This window comes from Candidatus Magnetaquiglobus chichijimensis, assembly GCF_045865675.1.
Taxonomy (GTDB): Bacteria; Pseudomonadota; Magnetococcia; order Magnetococcales; family Magnetaquicoccaceae; genus Magnetaquiglobus; species Magnetaquiglobus chichijimensis.
In genome coordinates this window covers 141,027-158,404 of record NZ_BAAFGK010000001.1, presented here as the reverse complement: position 1 = coordinate 158,404, position 17,378 = coordinate 141,027, and the positions used below count along the sequence as shown (strand labels likewise).

The following is a 17,378-nucleotide window of genomic DNA, read 5'->3' as shown; positions in this document are numbered from 1 at the left end:
CCGGGATGGGGGCCGTGGCGTTGGTGACATCTGGGGCGTGACAACCCCGTGAACCGGATTTGACCCACGCGGAGCACGCGTCATGTTCGAATGGCTGATTCATCTGCTCAACCATCCCGCGCTCCCCTGGATCGCGGCGGATCTGCTGCCCGTCTGGGCCATCGCCGCCTGGTGGTTCACCCGCGATGCCTGGCTGGAGCCGTTGCGCCAGGAGATCCGTTCGGCGCGGGAGCTGTGCGACGCAACCCCGGACGAACCGGAAGCGTTCGCGCCCCATCTCCGTCGTCTGCACGCCGGCATGGAGGGGCTGCCCAGGCTGGCTCCGGCCTGGCGCGCCTTTGTGGCCACCCTGATCGATCACGACACCCCAAACTCCCCGATCATGCGCGGCGTGCAACCCGCCACCCTGTTCGATCTGACCACCCTCTCCCAATCCAACAGCCACGCGGAACGGCTAAATTTTCTGCCGTTGCAGCTGATCGGGGCCGGGGTGCTGTTCACCTTCGTCGGTCTGCTCGGCGCCTTGCAGGTGGCCTCGACGGGTCTGGCGCCCAACGACCCTTCCGCCACCCAACAGGCGGTCCGTGACCTGCTCGGCCTGGCGGCCTTCAAATTTCTCGCCTCGATCTCGGGTCTGCTCTCCGCCTGGCTTTTCTCCTGGCGCGCGCGGGTCTGGCGCGGACGGCTGAAAAAAGAGCTGACCCTCCTCTGCGATCAACTGGCGCAGCGCTTCCCGTTCGTCTCCCGCGAGCAGCTTCTGCACGCGCAACTGCTCGCGATGCAACAGCTGGGACAAGGGACGGGGCAGCCCCCCCTGGCCGTCCGGACGGATGGGGCGCGTCAGACGCCCGTCACCCTCTCCCTGGATCCGGTGATCGCCGCCCTGCGCGAGGAGAACGACAAACTCCGTCATCTGATCCGCGAACGACTGCCCGACGCACCGCCAGCCCCCGTCCCCTCCCCCGCGCCGCTCTCCCTGGATCCGATGATCGCCGCCCTGCGCGAGGAGAACGACAAACTCCGTCATCTGATCCGCGAACGGCTGCCCGACGCACCGCCAGCCCCCGTCCCCTCCCCCGCGCCGCTCTCCCTGGATCCGATGATCGCCGCCCTGCGCGAGGAGAATGGCAAACTGCGCGATCTGATCCGCGAACGCCTGCCTGAATTTCCATCCGCGCCACTGCCCATGCCGGGCGAATCCATGCTCGTCGAGGGGACCGGCACCACGCTGATCGGACTGGATCCGACCGCCTGGCGCCCGCTGGTGGACTCCTTGCGCGAGGAGGGGCGTCAACTGGCGCGGGAGCTGGCGTTGCATCTGGCGCGGGAGATCCAGCCCCTGCTGGTCCGTCCGGTCGAGGCATCGGCCATGGTATCGCGTGACGAGCAGGAGTCGTGGATGCGGATCGTCGATCGCATGGAGCTGGCGGCCCGCTCCCTGGAGCGGCAATCCGAGGGGTTGGACGGATTGGGCGAGCTGGCCCGCGAAACGCGCCGCGCCAGCGAAGGGTCGATTCGGGCCAATCGCGAGGCCGTGGAGGCGTTGGTGTCGGCTGTGGAGGGGTTCAACGAGCGCATGTCCTCGAGTTTCGCCCGCTCGGCGGAGGCGCTTCTGGAACGGCTGGCACGCAACAACCAGCAGATCGTGGCGCAGGTGATCGAAGAGTTCGATGGCGATCGGGCGCGGCAGGTGGTGGAGTCGGTTGGTCGGGAGGAAGGGGTATCGGCGTTGTATCAACAATTTTTCAGCCGTCGGACGCGCAACATCTCTGGATTGACGTGACCAGGATGACACGGCCCGCATGTTCGGGCCGGACATTCGGATGGATTTGGGATTGGACCCTTTACTTTAAGCAGATTCAACCGAACCCATGAAGGCCCTTTCACTCGGCATGCCGCTTCTCGTACTCGATCTTCTGGTCGGCATGCTGTTTTTCGTGCTGATTCTGGTGACCGTCCAGCCCCAGCCGCGTCCGGCGGAGCCGCCAGAGGCTGAGACGCGCCGTTTGCGTGCCGAGAACACCGAGTTGTCGGCGCGGCTTCTGGCCCAGGAGGGGAATGTTCAGGGCCGGGATGCCCCTTCCGCCGGGCGAGATGGGGGGAAGCCGTTGCCCCCCTCCGCTGCGGCTGAGGCCTCGAGCCTGACCCTGCTGCGCGCCGAGGTGGCGGACCTGACCGCCCGCAACGAGACCCTGCGGCGCGCCCTGGAGGCGCGCGAGGCCGGAAAGACCGCTCCTGTGGATCGCAAGGGGGATGCCTCTCACACGGACGTCCAGCCTGATGGAAAAACGGTCGAAAAAGGCGAAAACAAAGAGAGCCTGCTGGCAGGTCGCGAGGCGCGCATCAAGCAGTTGCAGACCGAGGTGTTCCGGCTCTTCACCCTGGTGGAGGAGAGTTCGCGGGAGGCCGGGGAGGCGCGTCAGGCGCGGGTGACCCTGGAGGCGCAGCTCAAACAACGCGAGGCCCGTCTGACGGAGCTGAATCAGGAGATCGAGTCGCTGTCGGCGCGCACGCCGGGTCTGGTGCAAAGCCAGGCCTACTTCAACCAGCCGGCCACGCCTCCCGAGCCGGCAACCGCGCCATCGCCCGAAATCACCACCCTGCTTCCCAAACCGGGCGGCGCTCCATCCACCGACTCCTCCAGACCCCCGGCGCGACGTTTCGATCGAACCGCGCCCCGTCCTCCGGCCATGAATCAACCATGAAGAATCTGTTACGGGTTTTTGGCTCCAAGGAAGTGAGCCGGCATGCCAATCAGGTCGGACGCCATCTCGACGAGCTGTTCCATCTGACCATGGATCGCACCGTGCGGCTGGCGGTCACGGGGTTGAACCAGAGCGGCAAGACCGTCTTCACCACCACGCTGATCCACCATCTGCTGCACGCCCTGGAAGGGGCCAATCTGCCGAACTTCAGCGTGGCGAGTGAAAACCGTCTGCTCGGCACACGGGTGATGCTGCAACCGGATCTGGATGTGCCGGCCTTCACCTACGAGCGGTACATGCGGTCGCTTTTGGGCAACAAACCCACCTGGCCGGTACCCACCGATGCCTTGAGCGAGATCCGGCTGGCGATCCGGTACAAGCCGTCCGGCATCCTGAGCAGCCGTTTGACCTCCTCGGCCACCTTGCATCTGGATATCATCGACTATCCCGGCGAATGGCTGATCGATCTGCCGATGTTGCAGCTCTCGTTCGAGGCGTGGTCCGAGCAGACGTTGCGTCACTGCGAGGAGGAGCCGCGACGTTCGTTGTCCGCCCAGTGGCGGGATCATCTGACCCGCCTGGATCCCACGGCCCAGGCCACGGATGAGACCTTGCGGGAGTCGGCGCGGCTCTACACCGATTTTCTGCTCGCCTGCAAAAGTTCGAAAGTGGGTTTGAGCTTTCTGCAACCCGGACGGTTCACCATTCCGGGGGATCTGAAGGGAGCACCGCTGTTGACCTTCTGTCCCCTGCCGCCGCCCGGCGCCCATGGGGTGATCCCCGGTTCGCTGCGCGAGGAGATGGCCAGACGATTCGAATCCTATCAGAAACTGGTGGCCGAGGGGTTCTTGAAACGTTACTTCTCCCGCTTCGATCGCCAGATCGTGCTGTTGGACCTGCTCGGCGCGTTGAATCGCGGTCCGGGGGCCTTTGCCGACATGCGCGCCGCCCTGGAGGCGATTCTGGGCCATTTTCGCCATGGCCCGTCGAATCTGTTGAACCGGCTGTTCAATCCGCGCATCGACCGGCTGTTGTTTGCCGCCACCAAGGCCGACTACGTGGCCGCAGACCAGCACCCCAATCTGGAACGTCTGCTGAGGCGCCTGGTGGCCCGTTCGGCCAACGACGCCTCGTTCCAGGGGGTGGAGATCCAGACCCAGCCGTTGGCCTCGCTGCGTTGCACCCGCACCGTGATGCGGGAGCACCAGGGACGCCGCCTGTCGTTCGTTCAGGGGACGCCACGCGGTCGCGAACGAGAGACGCTGCTTTTCCCCGGCGAAATCCCGGATGCCCTCCCCGAGGCCGAGGATTGGGATACCCATCGGTTTCATTTCATGGAGTTCGAGCCGCGCCGACCCCCGGACACCGAAGGATTGGCCCCGCCGCACATCCGTTTGGATCAGGCGTTGGAGTTTCTGTTGGGGGATAAGTTGCGATGAGAAGCCGCCCGACCTGGACAGCTCCGGTGGAGCTTTCTCCAGACCCCCTGATCGCCGATTCACCGCGCGTCACGCCCACGTTTCAACCACCCACCGAGGCCGAACCGGTCAAGGAGGAGGAGCCGGGCAACGGTTTTTCCGATCCATTGCCGCCACTTGGCGAGTCACCGGGGGCAGCCGGTTCCGGGCGACGCTGGCGCTGGTTCTTCTGGTCGTTTTTTTTGCTGCTGGCCGGCATTCTCATCGAGGAGAGCGTCCTGTTCCTCGTGGAACAGTTCCGGCTGCATGTGGGACTGGGGTTGTTTTTCAGCGGCCTGGTGGGTGTGTTGATCTCTGTGCTGATTTCGGCGTTGCTTAGGGAGCTGCGCGGATTGAAGGCAATTCGGGCACAGGACGGACAGCGTGCCGAGGCGGCGCGGTTGATGGCCGAGGATGGTTTCGGCAATGCCCAACCCCTGCTGCGCCGGCTGGTCGATCAACACGCCGAGCGTCCGGAGTTGCGCGACGCCCTGGAGGCGTTCCGCGCCCTCAACCAGGCCCATCTGGGAGATCGGGAGGCGTTGACGCTTTTCTCCCAGCGGGCGTTGAAACCCCTGGACGAGGCCGCCTTGCGCATCATCGGCAAGCATGCCGCCTCGGCGGCCTTTCTGGCGGTGCTCAGCCCCCTGGCGCTGCTGGACGCTTTGTTGTTTTTCTGGCGCAACCTGCGCATGATGCGCGAGATCGCCCAGGTATACGGTCTGCGTCCCGGACCGGCGGGCACCTTTGTGTTGATGCGTCATGTGGCCGAGGGGATGCTGGCCGCAGGATCGGGCGACGTGCTGGCCAAATCCGCCGCCGAGGCGCTTGGGGATACCCTGACCGGCGCCGCTCTGGCGGGAGCCGGTCAGGCGGCCACCAACGCACTGTTCACCGCGCGGGTGGGTTTGCGTTGTCTGCGCCTGTGCCGACCGATTCCTTTTCCCAAGGCCGACGAACCGGGTCTGGGGCGGATCCGGAGGGAGTTGAAGGCGGCGTTGACCGGTCCGAAGGGGTGATCCGACCAAGACGGACGCTCTTTGCTGATCGCCAGATAAGCGCCACGGTCCGGGGGTGAGCGGGCGCCCCCATCCTGCATGTTTCTCTTGGCCACCGGTTGACAGGCTGGTGGTGATCTGGCATTCTCAATTCTGTAGATTGATAGAATCAATTTCTCGATCTATACCACCTTCTCTTGTTCTCCGATTCCATGTAAGGCGTTCCATCATGAAAAAGTTGATTTTTTCTTCACTTGCATTCTGCACCGTGTTGTTGGCCATGAATCCGGTTCACGCCAAAAAGCAGAGCCAGGATTCAGGCAACATCGATTTCGGCTCCTACACCTGCGGACAGTTCCTCAAGGAGGCTGCGGAGGGAGACGAGGAGGATATCGGCGTGGTGTTGATGTGGATCGATGGCTATCTGAGCGGCGTTTCCGGGGACACGGTATGGAAGCCGAGTGATTTCACCCGTTTCTCCGAGCGTCTGGCCAATCATTGTGCCTCGAATCCCAAGACGAACCTTCTGGAAGCGGCCAAGAGCAAGGGGATTCAGCACTGAGGCGCCTCAAGACGCCCCCAGGGTTTTGCTTTTGACGTGACCGTTGAAAAAAAAGAGAGCGTCTGGGAGATTCCTCTCCCAGGGTTTTGCTTTTGACGTGATCGTTGAAAAAAAAGAGAGCGTCTGGGAGATTCCTCTCCCAGGGTTTTGACTTTGATTTTAGCGCGCTCTTCACAAAGAAGCATTTTTCGCGATTTTGGCGAAAAATGCGCCGCGCGCAGCCTTGCAAGCCCCCATCGTTTGCGCCTTTGGCAAACGATGGGGGCTTGCCTTGCCTCAAACGGGCCGAGGCAGGCCGCGCAACAGGCCAACTGACAAGAGAGATGCCGCAGCAACAGGCCAGCAGAAGAGAGATGCCGCACAGGCACGTTGCAGGCCGCTCTATCTTCAGAGGCGGTTTGGTGATTCCCTAAATGGAATCATCAAACCGGCACGAATCGAAAAAATCGATTCGTGCCTCTCAACTTGCTGCGCAATCTGGCGAGCCATGAAGGATCCGCGTCGGCTGTTTGGCATTTGCCAAACAACAGCCTCTCAACGCATCACACGCACCGGCTCGGGACGCACCCCCGGCACTTTGGCGGCCTTCTCCTGGGCGGTCTTGGCCTCCTCCTCGGTGACAAAAGGTCCGGCGGTCAGGCGAAAGAAGCGCATTTCACCCACCATCACCTCCTCTTCACGCACCGCCAGACCTGCGCCATTCAACGCACGCAGCGTGGACTCCAGATTGCCTCGATCCAGAAAAGATCCCAAACGGAACTCATAACGCCCCCCTTTGCCAGCCATTGACGCGGACTCTTTTTTCGCCGGTTCGGGCGGAATCTCCGCTTTCTTCGCCGGTTCGGGCGGAATCTCCGCTTTCTTCGCCGGTTCGGGCGGAATCTCCGCTTTCTTCGCCGGCTCGGGCGGAATCTCCGCTTTCTTCGCCGGCTCGGGCGGAATCTCCGCTTTTTTCGCCGGTTCGGGCGGAATCTCCGCTTTCTTCGCCGGTTCGGGCGCGGGCTCGTTCTTCGACGCATCCCGGTTGCCATCGGCACGCTGCATGGCCTCGACCACGCGGCGGGCATCCGCATCCCCACCCTCGCGACGCGCCACGAAGGCCAGCCACTCCCGACCCGCCGGACCGCGGGCCTGCTCGAAGGCACGCCAGGCCTCGACCGCCTCGGGAATCTTGCCGCTCCGGGCTGCCAACAGACCGCGATTGAAGGCGTGCCACGCCTGATCCGGATCCAGGCGCGCGGCGCGCTGAAAATCGGCGTCCGCCTCGGCGTGCCGACCCAACCCCAACTGCACCAACCCGCGATGACGCAAGGCCACGGCATCCGCCGGTTCGAGACGCAGGGCGTGGTTGAAGTTGATCAACGCCTGTTCCGGCTGTCCGGCGGCCAGACGCGCCAGACCGCGCAGCCGCCAGAGACGCGCCACCCCGCTTTCGAGGTGCAACGCGGCGGAACAGTCCTCGATGGCGCGCGCGGCGGCCTCGGGACGCTTCTTGGCCAGGGAGAGACGGGTCTGGGCCTCGCAACGCCCTTCGAGCGCGGCCAGACGCCGCTCGCGGGTCGGCTCGCCGGTGGTCAAAAGACGGGTGAAGCCGTCGATGGCGCTCTCGTGGCGCCCGGCGCGCAACTCGGCGCGGACGCTCTCCAACGGATCCGGTCCCGCGCCGGTTGGTGCGCCGGCCCAGGCGACCCCGCTCGCGAACAGCCCAAGGGCAGCGAGCGAAGGAAACACTCCGGCGATGATGTGCCCACGGGCGGTTCTCATTCGGTCCCAAAGTCCTTGAACCTGCGGCGGGAGCGCTTCGCCGCTCACATACCAAACGTGCATGCCGCGCTGCTCGCCTCCCCGCGCCTTGTCTGAAGGCCTTGGCGTCTCGAACGAGAACAGGCCCTAACCATGTCCATGCGCTTTCATCAGAATCCCATAGGCCCGGTTGATCTCGCGCATCTTCTCGTGCGCCAGGGCGCGCAACGCCACGCCCATCGAAGCGAGCCGGTCCGGGTGGTAGCTCTTGACCCGCGTCCGGTAGGCCCACTGGATGCGCTCGACGGTCAATTCGCCGCGAATCCCCAACACCCGACGCGCCAGACCCAGCTCATCCCAGGCCGGGATCAACGCCTCCTCCCGCCCCTCGGGACAGTACCACGCCTCATCAGGCGTCATCGTCCCCCCATCCTCGGACCCCGGCCCAGGCAAAAGGTTCCCGGAGGTCGCGGACTCCACGGCCTCGGACTCCTCTTCCAACAATTGGATCAAACGCCGCCGTTCCGCCTCCAGACCCTCCACCCGCTCCTGACTGGTGGCCAGGGCCTCCTCCATCATCATGCGCTCGCGCTGCTCGCGCCGCAATGTCTCCCGCGCCTCGACCCCCTCCCGTCGCGTCGCCTCCAGCGTGGCCAGGGCCGCATCCCGCTCGGCCCGAATCCGGGTCAACTCCCCTTCGGCCCGCTCCAGGCGGCGGTTTGCGGCATCGCGCTCGTCGGCCACCTGACGAAGCGCCAGCCGCGAGGCCACATCCCGCTCGCGCAACAGCTTCATCTCCCGACGCGCGTCCGCCAGGGCGAGCCGCTCCTCGTGACCCGACGCAACCGCGCCGCTGCCGCGCCCAACCGACAAAGCCGCGCCATCCCCGCGTCCAGCCGCCATGGCCCCACTCGCACCGGTGGCAAAGAGCGACGCCGGATCGTTCACATACCCGGAGATCTCGATCACCCGCTCACAGGATAAGACCACCATACCGCCCACGCGCGGTTCGCTCTCGTAGCACACCTCCCCATCCGCCACGCGCAACCGGTGCTCAAGCCCACAGACCGGACACGCCCGACCCGCGTCAAGCTCCTCCCCGGCCACCATCAGCCAGGCATCGCAACCATGACAGCGCACCCGATAGAAACGCCGGCGCCGCTCCCCCGGCCCGAGCCGCTCCACCACCCGGCGTCCGCGCGCCTCGTGGACCAGACAGCGCCGCCCGTTGACCAGCTCCATGGTGATCGACTGAGCGCAGTTTGGGCAATTTTGTTGCCAGCGGGTGGCGGCCTCCGGGTATTCGAAGGCCACCTCCTGTGCGCATTGCGGGCAGATACGGGTCAGTCGGCGCATACCAACCGGAACGGTTGCCTGCTTTTCATCCACTTTGGGGGGTCGTGGGGCCTCGGAAGGGGGATTGAGCCAGGGATTGGCCGTCTGCATGCCGATTTTCTCCGCCCATCGATGGGATTCGAGGGGTCAAGCGAGGATTTCTTGACCTTTGCATACAATTATCGTGCATTTCGATAATGAGTTCAACCGCCCGGCCTCGCCGCATGCATCAGGTTCGCGGAGTCGATGCCTTCCCATGCCGGCACAGGCGCGCCGACTCCGGCTTCTTGACAATCGCCAAGGGATCCAATGGCATGACAAGGCTGCTCATGGCACCATCTCCGACAGCAGTCAAGGATCATCTTGTCTGCAAGTCTATCCGAAACCGCCACGCCGATCCAAGAAAATCCCTCCCCAACCGGGTGCCCCGGAGCAGGTGCAATCCGGCCCGTGGCGCGGAAATCGACCCATCACCGCAAATGGATATCATTTATACTATAATTGCTAAAACAAACACTTGTCCCCGCGACCGTTTCGCGGTAATGGTATCTATTTCCAGAATTGCCTGAATTCGGGACCACTCCCGAAACGCCCCCTCTCCTCGAACTCGGGATCAGCCGTGGAAAAAATCCTCCTGGTGGAAAGTTCCAAAAGCTTTGCCGCCCTGCTGCGGCAGCGCATCGAAACGGAACTGCATTTCCAGGTCTTCTGGGCCGCCACCATGGCCTCGGCCAAGGAAATCGTGCGCCAGGAGGGGAACGACTTCTTTCTCGGCATCCTCGGGCTCTACCTTGCCGATGCGCCCAACGGCGAAATCGTCGATTACATCCAGTCCCTCGACATCCCCTCCGTGGTCTTCACCGGCGAAATCAAAGACGACGTGCGCGCCAGCGTCATTTCGAAACGGGTGCTCGACTACTTCATCAAGGACAACGCCAGCAGCATCGACGCGGTGCTCTACTTCATCGACCGCCTCCGCAAAAACGCCTCCATCAAGGCCATGGTCGTCGATGACTCCAAAAGCTCCCGCTACCACGTCGGGCAGTTCCTCAAACGATGCAACTTCCAGGTGCTCGAGGCCGCCGACGGCCCCGCGGCCCTCGAACTGCTCCTTGAACACCCGGATGTGCGCCTGATCCTCGTGGATTACGAAATGCCGGGCATGAACGGCTTTCAACTCATCAAACGCATCCGACCCCGCCACACCCGCGATCGCACCGCCATCATCGGTCTCTCCTCCCACGGCAGCACCGACATGGCCACCCAGTTCCTCAAGGCCGGCGCCAACGACTTCTTGACCAAGCCGTTCCGCGACGAGGAACTGCTCTGCCGGGTCTCCCAGAACATCGAGATCATCGAAAAAAACGTCCACTTCGAAAACCTCGTGGCCGAACGCACCAGCCGTCTCATGGAGGCCCACGAACAGCTCAAGAGTCGCGAAAGACGGCTCGGTTCCATCCTCAACACCGCCCTCGACGCCATCATCACCGCCGATGCCGAAGGCCGGGTGATCGGCTTCAACCCGGCGGCAGAAAAACTCTTCGGATATTCGTCCCAGGAGGCCCTCGGCAAGACCGTCGCCGAACTGATCATCCCGCCCGATCAACGCGATGGACATCTCTCGGGCATGGAACGCTGGAAGGCCACCAGCACAGACCGGAACGGCACTCTGCGCCGCCGCATCGAGGCCCCGGCCATGCGCGCCGACGGCGAGATCATCGACATGGAGATGGCGCTCACCTCGGACGTGCTCGACGGCGACACCATCTTCACCGCCTTTCTCCACGACATCACCGATCGCAAGCAGCTGCTCAAATCCCTGGAAGAGACCCTCCAGGTCGCGGAAAGCTCCAACCGCGCCAAAAGCGAATTCCTGGCCAACATGAGCCACGAAATCCGCAGTCCGATGAACGCCATCATCGGCATGACCGATCTGGTGCTCGGCACCGAATTGACCGAAGTGCAACGCGACAACCTGCTGATCGTCCAGAACGCCTCCCAGACCCTCCTGGATCTGATCAACTCCATCCTGGATCTCTCCAAGATCGAGGCCGGAAGGTTCAAGCTCGAAAGCATCCCCTTCGACGTCCATGGCCGCATCGGCGCCGCCTGCGAAACCATGGCCATCCGCGCCTATCAGAAACGAATCGGTTTCCACTGCCGCATCTCCCCGGATCTGCCCGAAACCCTGGTGGGCGATCCGTTGCGCCTCTCCCAGGTGATCATCAATCTGATCGCCAATGCCATCAAGTTCACCGAAAAGGGCGAGGTGGTCTTGAACGTGCAACGCGCCTCCGAGGAGACCGATGGCAGCGTGCTGTTGCAATTCTCGGTGTCGGACTCCGGCATCGGCATCCCGGCGGATCGCCTGGAGCTGATCTTCGACCGCTTCACCCAGGTGGATGGCTCGACCACCCGCAAATACGGCGGCACCGGTCTGGGTCTGACCATCTGTCGCAGCATCACCCATCTGATGGGCGGAAACATCTGGGTGGAGAGCACGCTGGGTGAAGGGAGCGTCTTTCACTTCACCGCGCGCTTCGCCACCGGACGCCGTGCCCCGTCGGGCCAGGAGGCGGTCATGGAGGCCCGTGGTGGTGGCGGGGAGGTCTCTCTGCCCATGGCCGGATTGCGCATCGTGGCCGCCTACGACAATCCGACCGGACGCGACATTTTAAACGATCTTCTGGACCAGGCCGGCGCCCAGACCACGATGGTGGCCGATCTGGAGGCGCTGCGCGGCGTGCTGCGCCAGGCGGCGGAGCGTGGCGCGCCCCATGATCTGCTGATCGTCGATTACCACCTGCTGCGCAACGCCGAAAGCGTGCCCCCGGAACTCTCCCAACGCGACGGCTGGAAAAATCGACCGGTGGTCACCGCTCCTCCCGCCCGTCGCGTGGAAGAGACCCTGTTGGCCGATGCCTTCTCCGATGCCGTCCCCTTTTCCGAACCGGCGCTCCGTTTTCCGCTGCTGCGCGCGGTCAACCGCGCCCTGGGACGGGTGACCGCCTCGGCCCCGCCACGACGCATCGGTGGCCGACGCCCGATCACCCTGCGCATCCTGGTGGTCGATGACATGATCAACAACCAGAAGGTGGCCCTCAACCTGCTCGAGCAGGCCGGTCACGAGGTGGCCCTGGCCGGAAACGGCAACGAGGCCCTCGCCATCCTCAAGACCAAACCCTTCGACGTGGTGCTGATGGATCTGCAAATGCCGGAACTCGACGGCCACGAAACCACCCGACGCATCCGCGCCGCCGATCCGGAGCAGTTCCCCAACACCCGCACCCCCATCATCGCCTGCACCGCCCACGCCCTGGAGACCGATCGGCAGCGCTGTCAGGAGGACGGCATGAACGGCTTTTTGCGCAAGCCCTACCGCGCCGAGGAGCTGCATGCCGCCCTCGAGCCCTTCCTGCGCAAACCAGCCACCCCCGCCGCAGAAAAGGCCGACGCGCCGACCGGCATCGCTGCGGTTCTCAAGCCCGTGGAAGGGGATCCCCAGGAGATCGACCGGCAACGCCGCGCCTTTCTGGAACGGGCCCCCGAACAGGCGTCCCGGCTGCGCAAAGCCCTCCAGGCGGATGACTTTCATCAGGCCCAGGACGAGGTGGAATGGTTCAAATCCTCCTCCGATCGCATCGGCGCCTACCGGGTGAAATGGCAGGCCATGCGCCTGCGCGGACAGGTAGAACTCAAGAACAAACCCCTCTCCCTCGCCCAACTCGATGCCATGGAGGAGGAGTACAGGAAAATCAGCGCGATCCTCGATGCGCCGGCGAACGAATGAAGCGCATCAATCAAAAAAGCCCTATTGCAAAAAGTGATAATGGCTCTTGCGAATATAGCGGATTGCAGGGCATACTGTGGGGCATTATGCCAAAATGGCCGATTCGTCGCGCACCGCGTGGAGAGCGAAGTGTCTGCGGACGGGAATCAATGATAAACATTCCATGGAGCAGTTGGAATTCAAGGGGAAGGATATGGCAACGACTACCAAGGCGGATCTGGTCGAAGCGGTTTATGAACGCATCGGGCTCTCCAGACCCAAATCGACCGCCATCGTCGAGCAGGTGTTCGAGATGATCACCCAGCGGCTCGAACAGGGAGAAACCGTAAAATTGTCCGGATTCGGAGTTTTCTCGGTACGCAGCAAACGGGCCCGTCCGGGCCGCAACCCCAAAACCGGTGAACCCATCGAAATCACCAGCCGCAAGGTGGTGACCTATCGGGCCAGTCCTCTGGTTCTTTCCGGAGCCGATGCCGATGCCGAGGCCGAACCGGCCTGACGATCTTGAAGTCATGACCTGGATCCATGACGATCCGGGGCCAGTTGGCATGGGTCCGATGATCTCAACCCGTCGGACCCATACCTGCTGGCAGTAAAGTCCGCTTCACACTGGCCATCCGGGGGGCATTCGCTTCACACTGACCATCCGGGGGGCATTCGCTTCACACTGGCCATCCGGGGGGCATTCGCTTCACACTGGCCATCCGGGGGTGGCGTCCGCTCACTCCCCCTTCATGATGCGCCCTTTTTCGCGCGCCCATTCGCGTTCGCGCACGGTTTGGCGTTTGTCGTAGAGCTTCTTGCCGCGCCCCACACCGATTTCGAGCTTCACCCGACCATTCTTCCAGTAGGCCTTGAGCGGTATCAGGGTCAGCCCCTTCTCCTTGGTCACGCCGATCAATCGCTGGATCTCATGCCGATGCACCAGCAGCGTGCGGGTGCGCATGGGATCGTGGTTGTGGATGTTTCCGTAGGTGTAGGCGGAGATGTTGGCGTTGAGCCAAGTCAACTCCCCGCGTTGGATCACGGCGAAGGAGTCGTTGAGGTTGATCTTGCCGGCCCGCAGGGATTTGACCTCGGTCCCGGTGAGCGACACGCCCGCCTCGAAGCTCTCCAGGATTTCGTAGTTGAACCGCCCCTTGCGGTTCTCGCTGATCAGTTTGATGCCCATGATATTCCGAAGGGACCGCCCAGGCGGCCAGTTTCAAAGCAAGGGTTCCGGATAGGTTTGGGGTTTTTGTTGGCGCAACCAATCCGGAACCAGGTCTGCGCGCTGGCGTCGATACGCCGCGCGAACCGACCCCCTACGCCGCCGCCAGCAACCCCATCTTGACCAGCGTGGCGCGCACAATCGCCTGATTGTTCTCGGCCAGCCAGGTCAACGGCAGACGGATCTCCGGTTCGCACAGGCCGAGCATGGCCGCCGCGGCCTTGACCGGAATCGGATTGGTCTCGCAGAAGAGCTTCTGGTTGAGGTCAAGCAGAAACTCGTGGGCCTCCAGCGCCTTGGCGGCATCTCCGGCCTGCCAGGCGTTCCAGATGGCCACCATCTGCGCCGGCGCGACGTTCGAGGTGACCGAGATCACCCCCTTGCCACCGATCGACAGAAAAGGCAGAAAAGTGGCGTCGTCACCGGAAAAGAGGGTGATGGCATTGCCGCACATGCGCCGGATGGTCGAGGCGCGTTCCATGCCGCCGGTCGCCTCTTTCAAGCCGACAATCGAACCCATGTTGGCCAGACGGGCCACCGTGGCCGGCAAAAGATCCACACCGGTGCGTCCCGGCACGTTGTAGAGCACCAGAGGAATTTGGACGCTTTCGGCGATGGCGCGATAGTGCTGATAGAGCCCTTCCTGCCCCGGCTTGTTGTAATACGGGGTGATGAGCAGGGCGCCGTCCGCGCCGGCCTGCTGGGCATGGCGGGCCAGTTCGATGGATTCGCTGGTGGAGTTGGAACCCGCGCCGGCGATCACCTTGACCCGACCGGCGGCGGCCAGGATCGCCAGTCGGATCACCTCGCGATGCTCCTCGTGGGAGAGGGTGGCCGATTCGCCGGTGGTGCCGCACGGCACGATGCCATGGACGCCGTTGGCGATCTGAAATTCAATCAGATTGCGAAACGCCTCGCCATCGATCTGGTTGTTCTTGAACGGGGTGATCAGGGCCGTGAAGACCCCTTCGAAAAGATTGGACATCGGAATGCTCTCTCCATGAATGTGATGCGGGAGGAATGAATCAGGGCCGTTTTGTCTACCGTTATCTATACCGGAATCCCGAGCGGGTCACAAGGAGATAATGGCCCGCAGCCGGGCGGTCGCGGTCGGATCCGGGCGCATGGATGCGGTGTGACCCAAAAATCGGGCCGCAACCTGAACCATGGGCTCACCGAGCAATGGATGGATCAGCTCCGGGGCCAGTTCCGCCAGAGGCACGGCCAAAAAATCCCGTTTGGGGATGTCCGGGTCCGGGATGGTCAACCCCTCCTGGTCGAAACGGGCCTCGCCCATCAGGGCGATGTCGAAATCCAGCGGGCGCGGCGCCCAGCCGGGTTGACCGGGTTGCCGCCCCTGTTCGCGTTCGATTTTTTTCAGCAGTTCCCGCAATCCAAGGGGTTCACAGCCACCCTCGATGCAGAGCGCGCCGTTGAGAAAATCGGGGAGTGGCGCTTGAATCGGGGCATTGGCATCGACCAGGGCCGGGGTGCGGTAGACCGTGGAGATGGCGCGCACCCTGACCGTCGCGTGCAGCCGGGCGATCCCGGCGGCCAGATTCTCCTCTGGGGCGATGTTGGCGCCAAAGGCGATCAGCACCGGGCTGTTCACGCCGGGGTGCGACGACGCAGGATGGTCACCCCGACCGTGCGCGCAAAGCGCAGCGCGCCTGGTTTTTCGACGCTCACCCGTGCCGCCTCGACCCGTGGATGTTCCAGGCAGATGGCGGCGATCTGTTCGGCCAGCGCCTCCACCAGCCAGCAGGCCGAACCCTCGGCATGGGCAATGATTTTTTTCGTCAATCTTTTGTAATCAACCGCGTCGTCGATGTTATCGCTCACGCCGGCGCGGGCGGTGTCGGTGGTCAACTCCAGTTGGATCACCACATCCTGCAAGGTGTGGCGTTCCCACTCCTGGATGCCGATGATGCAGCGCACCAACAGGTCGCGAATGAAGATCTGGTCACAGGCCATGATTCAGGGATCCCGGTGGAAGAGTGACGAACTTGCATGATGGGGGAGATCCCCCACCCTTACCCCGACGTGGCCCTCCCTTGCGGACGTTCCACGGCAAGAGCGATTGCCGTCATGTCTGGATATCATACATGCTCCGCCAGGGGGCTCGCCACCCCATTTTTCCAGTTCTGAATCGCACCTGTTTTGGGATGCGTCTTTTGGCAACCGTTCAGAATCCCCACGCTTGCAGGGAACGGAGAACCTTGCAGGAGCGGGAGTCCTGAATGGTGACCATTTTTCAACAATGAAACCCACATATTCCAGGCTGGGCCTGGTTCAGGGCCTGGGATTCTCCGCTCTCAGACCACGGATCATCAACCAGAAAACGGCCAGGGCGGTGAGCATGATGGCCGGCAGGGCATCGCGATTCAGGCCATCCCAACCGCTGGAGGTGGCGATCATGCCGGAGGAGAGGGCGGTCACGGTTTGGACGCCGAAAATCATCAGATCGTGGAATCCCTGGGCATGGGCCTTCTCTTCGGGGCGGTAGGTGGTGGTCAGGAGGGTCGTGCCGCCGATGTAGAGAAAATTCCAGCCGATCCCCAGCAGCAGCAAAGCCCACCAGAAGTGAGCCAGCGACTGGCCGGAGAGTGCGACGGCCCCGCAGCCGAACAGAAGCAGCACGCCGGCCAGCAACACGCGCGGCACGCCGAAACGGTGGATCAGGGAACCGGTGAAGAACGACGGCACGAACATGCCGAGCACATGCCATTCGAGCACGAACGCGGCGTCGCCGAACGGCAGGGAGCAGGATTGCATCACCAAGGGCGTGGCGGCCATCAGAAGATTCATCACCCCATAGCCGGTGGTCGAGGCGAGCACCGCCACCAGATAGACCGGCTGGGTGATGATTTGCCAGGTCGGGCGTCCCGGGGTGGCGAAGTGATCTTCATGAAGGGGGGGCAGATCCAGCCGACCGAGCACCCACCAGGCCAGCAGGGTGAACAGGCTCAGCGAGCCGTAGGAGGCGGCGAACAGGGGGGTGATCAGGTCGCGGGTGATTTTGCCCAATTCCGGGCCGAGCACGCCGCCCAGGATGCCGCCGGCGAGTGTCCAGGAGATGGCGCGGCTTTTCCACGCTTCCGGAGCGACATCGGCGGCGGCGAAGCGGTACTGTTGGCCGAAGGCGTTATGGAATCCGGAGAGCAGGCTTCCCAGACAAATCAGCGTGAAGGTCTGTTCCATCACGCCGAGCGTGGCGAGCAGGCCGCCGAGCAGGCCGAACAGGGCGCCGAGGCGGAATCCCTTCTGGCGGCCATGGCGCAGCATATGAAAGGATGCCGGCAGGGTGGCCAGGGCGGCCCCGGCCACAAATGCGGCCACGGGCAGGGTGGCCCAGCTGGGGTCGGGGGCGAGGAGCAGTCCGGCCAGGCCGTTGATGGCGATCAGGGTGACGTTGTTGAGGGTCAGCAGTCCCTGGGCCAGGGCGAGGATGAGAATGTGTCGTTTCAGGTTGGATGTGTTCATGAAGTCGGAGCCAGGGGCCAATGGCCAGCGGTAAACGGGCGGGATCCAAGGGCCATTGGCCCCTGGTAGGATCCAAGGGCACAGCCCTTGGGACG

14 protein-coding genes are annotated in these 17,378 nt (G+C 63.4%); 7 read left to right on the top strand and 7 right to left on the bottom strand.

Features of this window, described 5'->3' with window-relative positions; genetic code table 11:
- Window positions 1–82 precede the first annotated feature (82 nt).
- From ACOY6C_RS00665 to ACOY6C_RS00645, 5 genes are all read left to right on the top strand, one after another.
- Window positions 83–1,783 (top strand): hypothetical protein, encoded by a 1,701-nt coding sequence (locus tag ACOY6C_RS00665; protein WP_420903547.1) that lies wholly within the window; start codon window positions 83–85, stop codon window positions 1,781–1,783.
- 88 nt (window positions 1,784–1,871) lie between these two features.
- Window positions 1,872–2,705 (top strand): hypothetical protein, encoded by an 834-nt coding sequence (locus tag ACOY6C_RS00660; RefSeq protein ID WP_420903546.1) that lies wholly within the window; start codon window positions 1,872–1,874, stop codon window positions 2,703–2,705.
- Entirely contained in the window at window positions 2,702–4,144 is a 1,443-nt protein-coding gene (locus tag ACOY6C_RS00655) for a YcjX family GTP-binding protein (protein WP_420903545.1), read from the top strand. Before ACOY6C_RS00660 ends, ACOY6C_RS00655 begins: the two co-directional genes overlap by 4 nt.
- Complete coding sequence (locus ACOY6C_RS00650; protein WP_420903544.1) at window positions 4,141–5,181, top strand: TIGR01620 family protein; 1,041 nt, start codon at window positions 4,141–4,143, stop codon at window positions 5,179–5,181. Before ACOY6C_RS00655 ends, ACOY6C_RS00650 begins: the two co-directional genes overlap by 4 nt.
- A 208-nt stretch (window positions 5,182–5,389) precedes the next feature.
- Window positions 5,390–5,722, top strand: coding sequence for an HdeA/HdeB family chaperone (locus ACOY6C_RS00645; protein WP_420903543.1), 333 nt, complete (start codon window positions 5,390–5,392; stop codon window positions 5,720–5,722).
- 534 nt (window positions 5,723–6,256) lie between these two features.
- Here the strand turns inward: ACOY6C_RS00645 and ACOY6C_RS00640 are convergent.
- Together ACOY6C_RS00640 and ACOY6C_RS00635 are read right to left on the bottom strand one after the other, a co-directional pair.
- A complete protein-coding gene (locus ACOY6C_RS00640; RefSeq protein WP_420903542.1) occupies window positions 6,257–7,486 on the bottom strand; it encodes an SPOR domain-containing protein in 1,230 nt (409 codons plus the stop codon).
- A gap of 126 nt (window positions 7,487–7,612) precedes the next feature.
- Complete coding sequence (locus ACOY6C_RS00635; RefSeq protein ID WP_420903541.1) at window positions 7,613–8,911, bottom strand: J domain-containing protein; 1,299 nt, start codon at window positions 8,909–8,911, stop codon at window positions 7,613–7,615.
- Window positions 8,912–9,419: 508 nt separating this feature from the next.
- On the opposite strand from ACOY6C_RS00635, the gene ACOY6C_RS00630 reads away from it, so the two are divergent.
- Together ACOY6C_RS00630 and ACOY6C_RS00625 are read left to right on the top strand one after the other, a co-directional pair.
- A complete protein-coding gene (locus ACOY6C_RS00630) occupies window positions 9,420–12,590 on the top strand; it encodes a response regulator (protein ID WP_420903540.1) in 3,171 nt (1,056 codons plus the stop codon).
- A 193-nt stretch (window positions 12,591–12,783) separates the two neighbouring features.
- On the top strand, window positions 12,784–13,089 hold the full coding sequence (locus tag ACOY6C_RS00625; protein WP_420903539.1) for an integration host factor subunit alpha: 306 nt from the start codon (window positions 12,784–12,786) through the stop codon (window positions 13,087–13,089).
- A 222-nt stretch (window positions 13,090–13,311) separates the two neighbouring features.
- On the opposite strand, the gene smpB is transcribed toward ACOY6C_RS00625, so the two are convergent.
- From smpB to ACOY6C_RS00600, 5 genes are all read right to left on the bottom strand, one after another.
- Window positions 13,312–13,761, bottom strand: coding sequence for an SsrA-binding protein SmpB (gene smpB / locus ACOY6C_RS00620; protein WP_420903538.1), 450 nt, complete (start codon window positions 13,759–13,761; stop codon window positions 13,312–13,314).
- A gap of 133 nt (window positions 13,762–13,894) precedes the next feature.
- Window positions 13,895–14,785 carry a 4-hydroxy-tetrahydrodipicolinate synthase gene (gene dapA / locus ACOY6C_RS00615; protein ID WP_420903537.1) on the bottom strand — a complete coding sequence of 297 codons (891 nt, stop codon included), beginning with the start codon at window positions 14,783–14,785 and terminating at the stop codon, window positions 13,895–13,897.
- A gap of 87 nt (window positions 14,786–14,872) precedes the next feature.
- On the bottom strand, window positions 14,873–15,412 hold the full coding sequence (gene folK / locus ACOY6C_RS00610) for a 2-amino-4-hydroxy-6-hydroxymethyldihydropteridine diphosphokinase (RefSeq protein WP_420903536.1): 540 nt from the start codon (window positions 15,410–15,412) through the stop codon (window positions 14,873–14,875).
- Complete coding sequence (gene folB / locus ACOY6C_RS00605; RefSeq protein WP_420903535.1) at window positions 15,409–15,774, bottom strand: dihydroneopterin aldolase; 366 nt, start codon at window positions 15,772–15,774, stop codon at window positions 15,409–15,411. Before folB ends, folK begins: the two co-directional genes overlap by 4 nt.
- 318 nt (window positions 15,775–16,092) lie before the next feature.
- Window positions 16,093–17,283 carry an MFS transporter gene (locus tag ACOY6C_RS00600; protein WP_420903534.1) on the bottom strand — a complete coding sequence of 397 codons (1,191 nt, stop codon included), beginning with the start codon at window positions 17,281–17,283 and terminating at the stop codon, window positions 16,093–16,095.
- Window positions 17,284–17,378 lie beyond the last annotated feature (95 nt).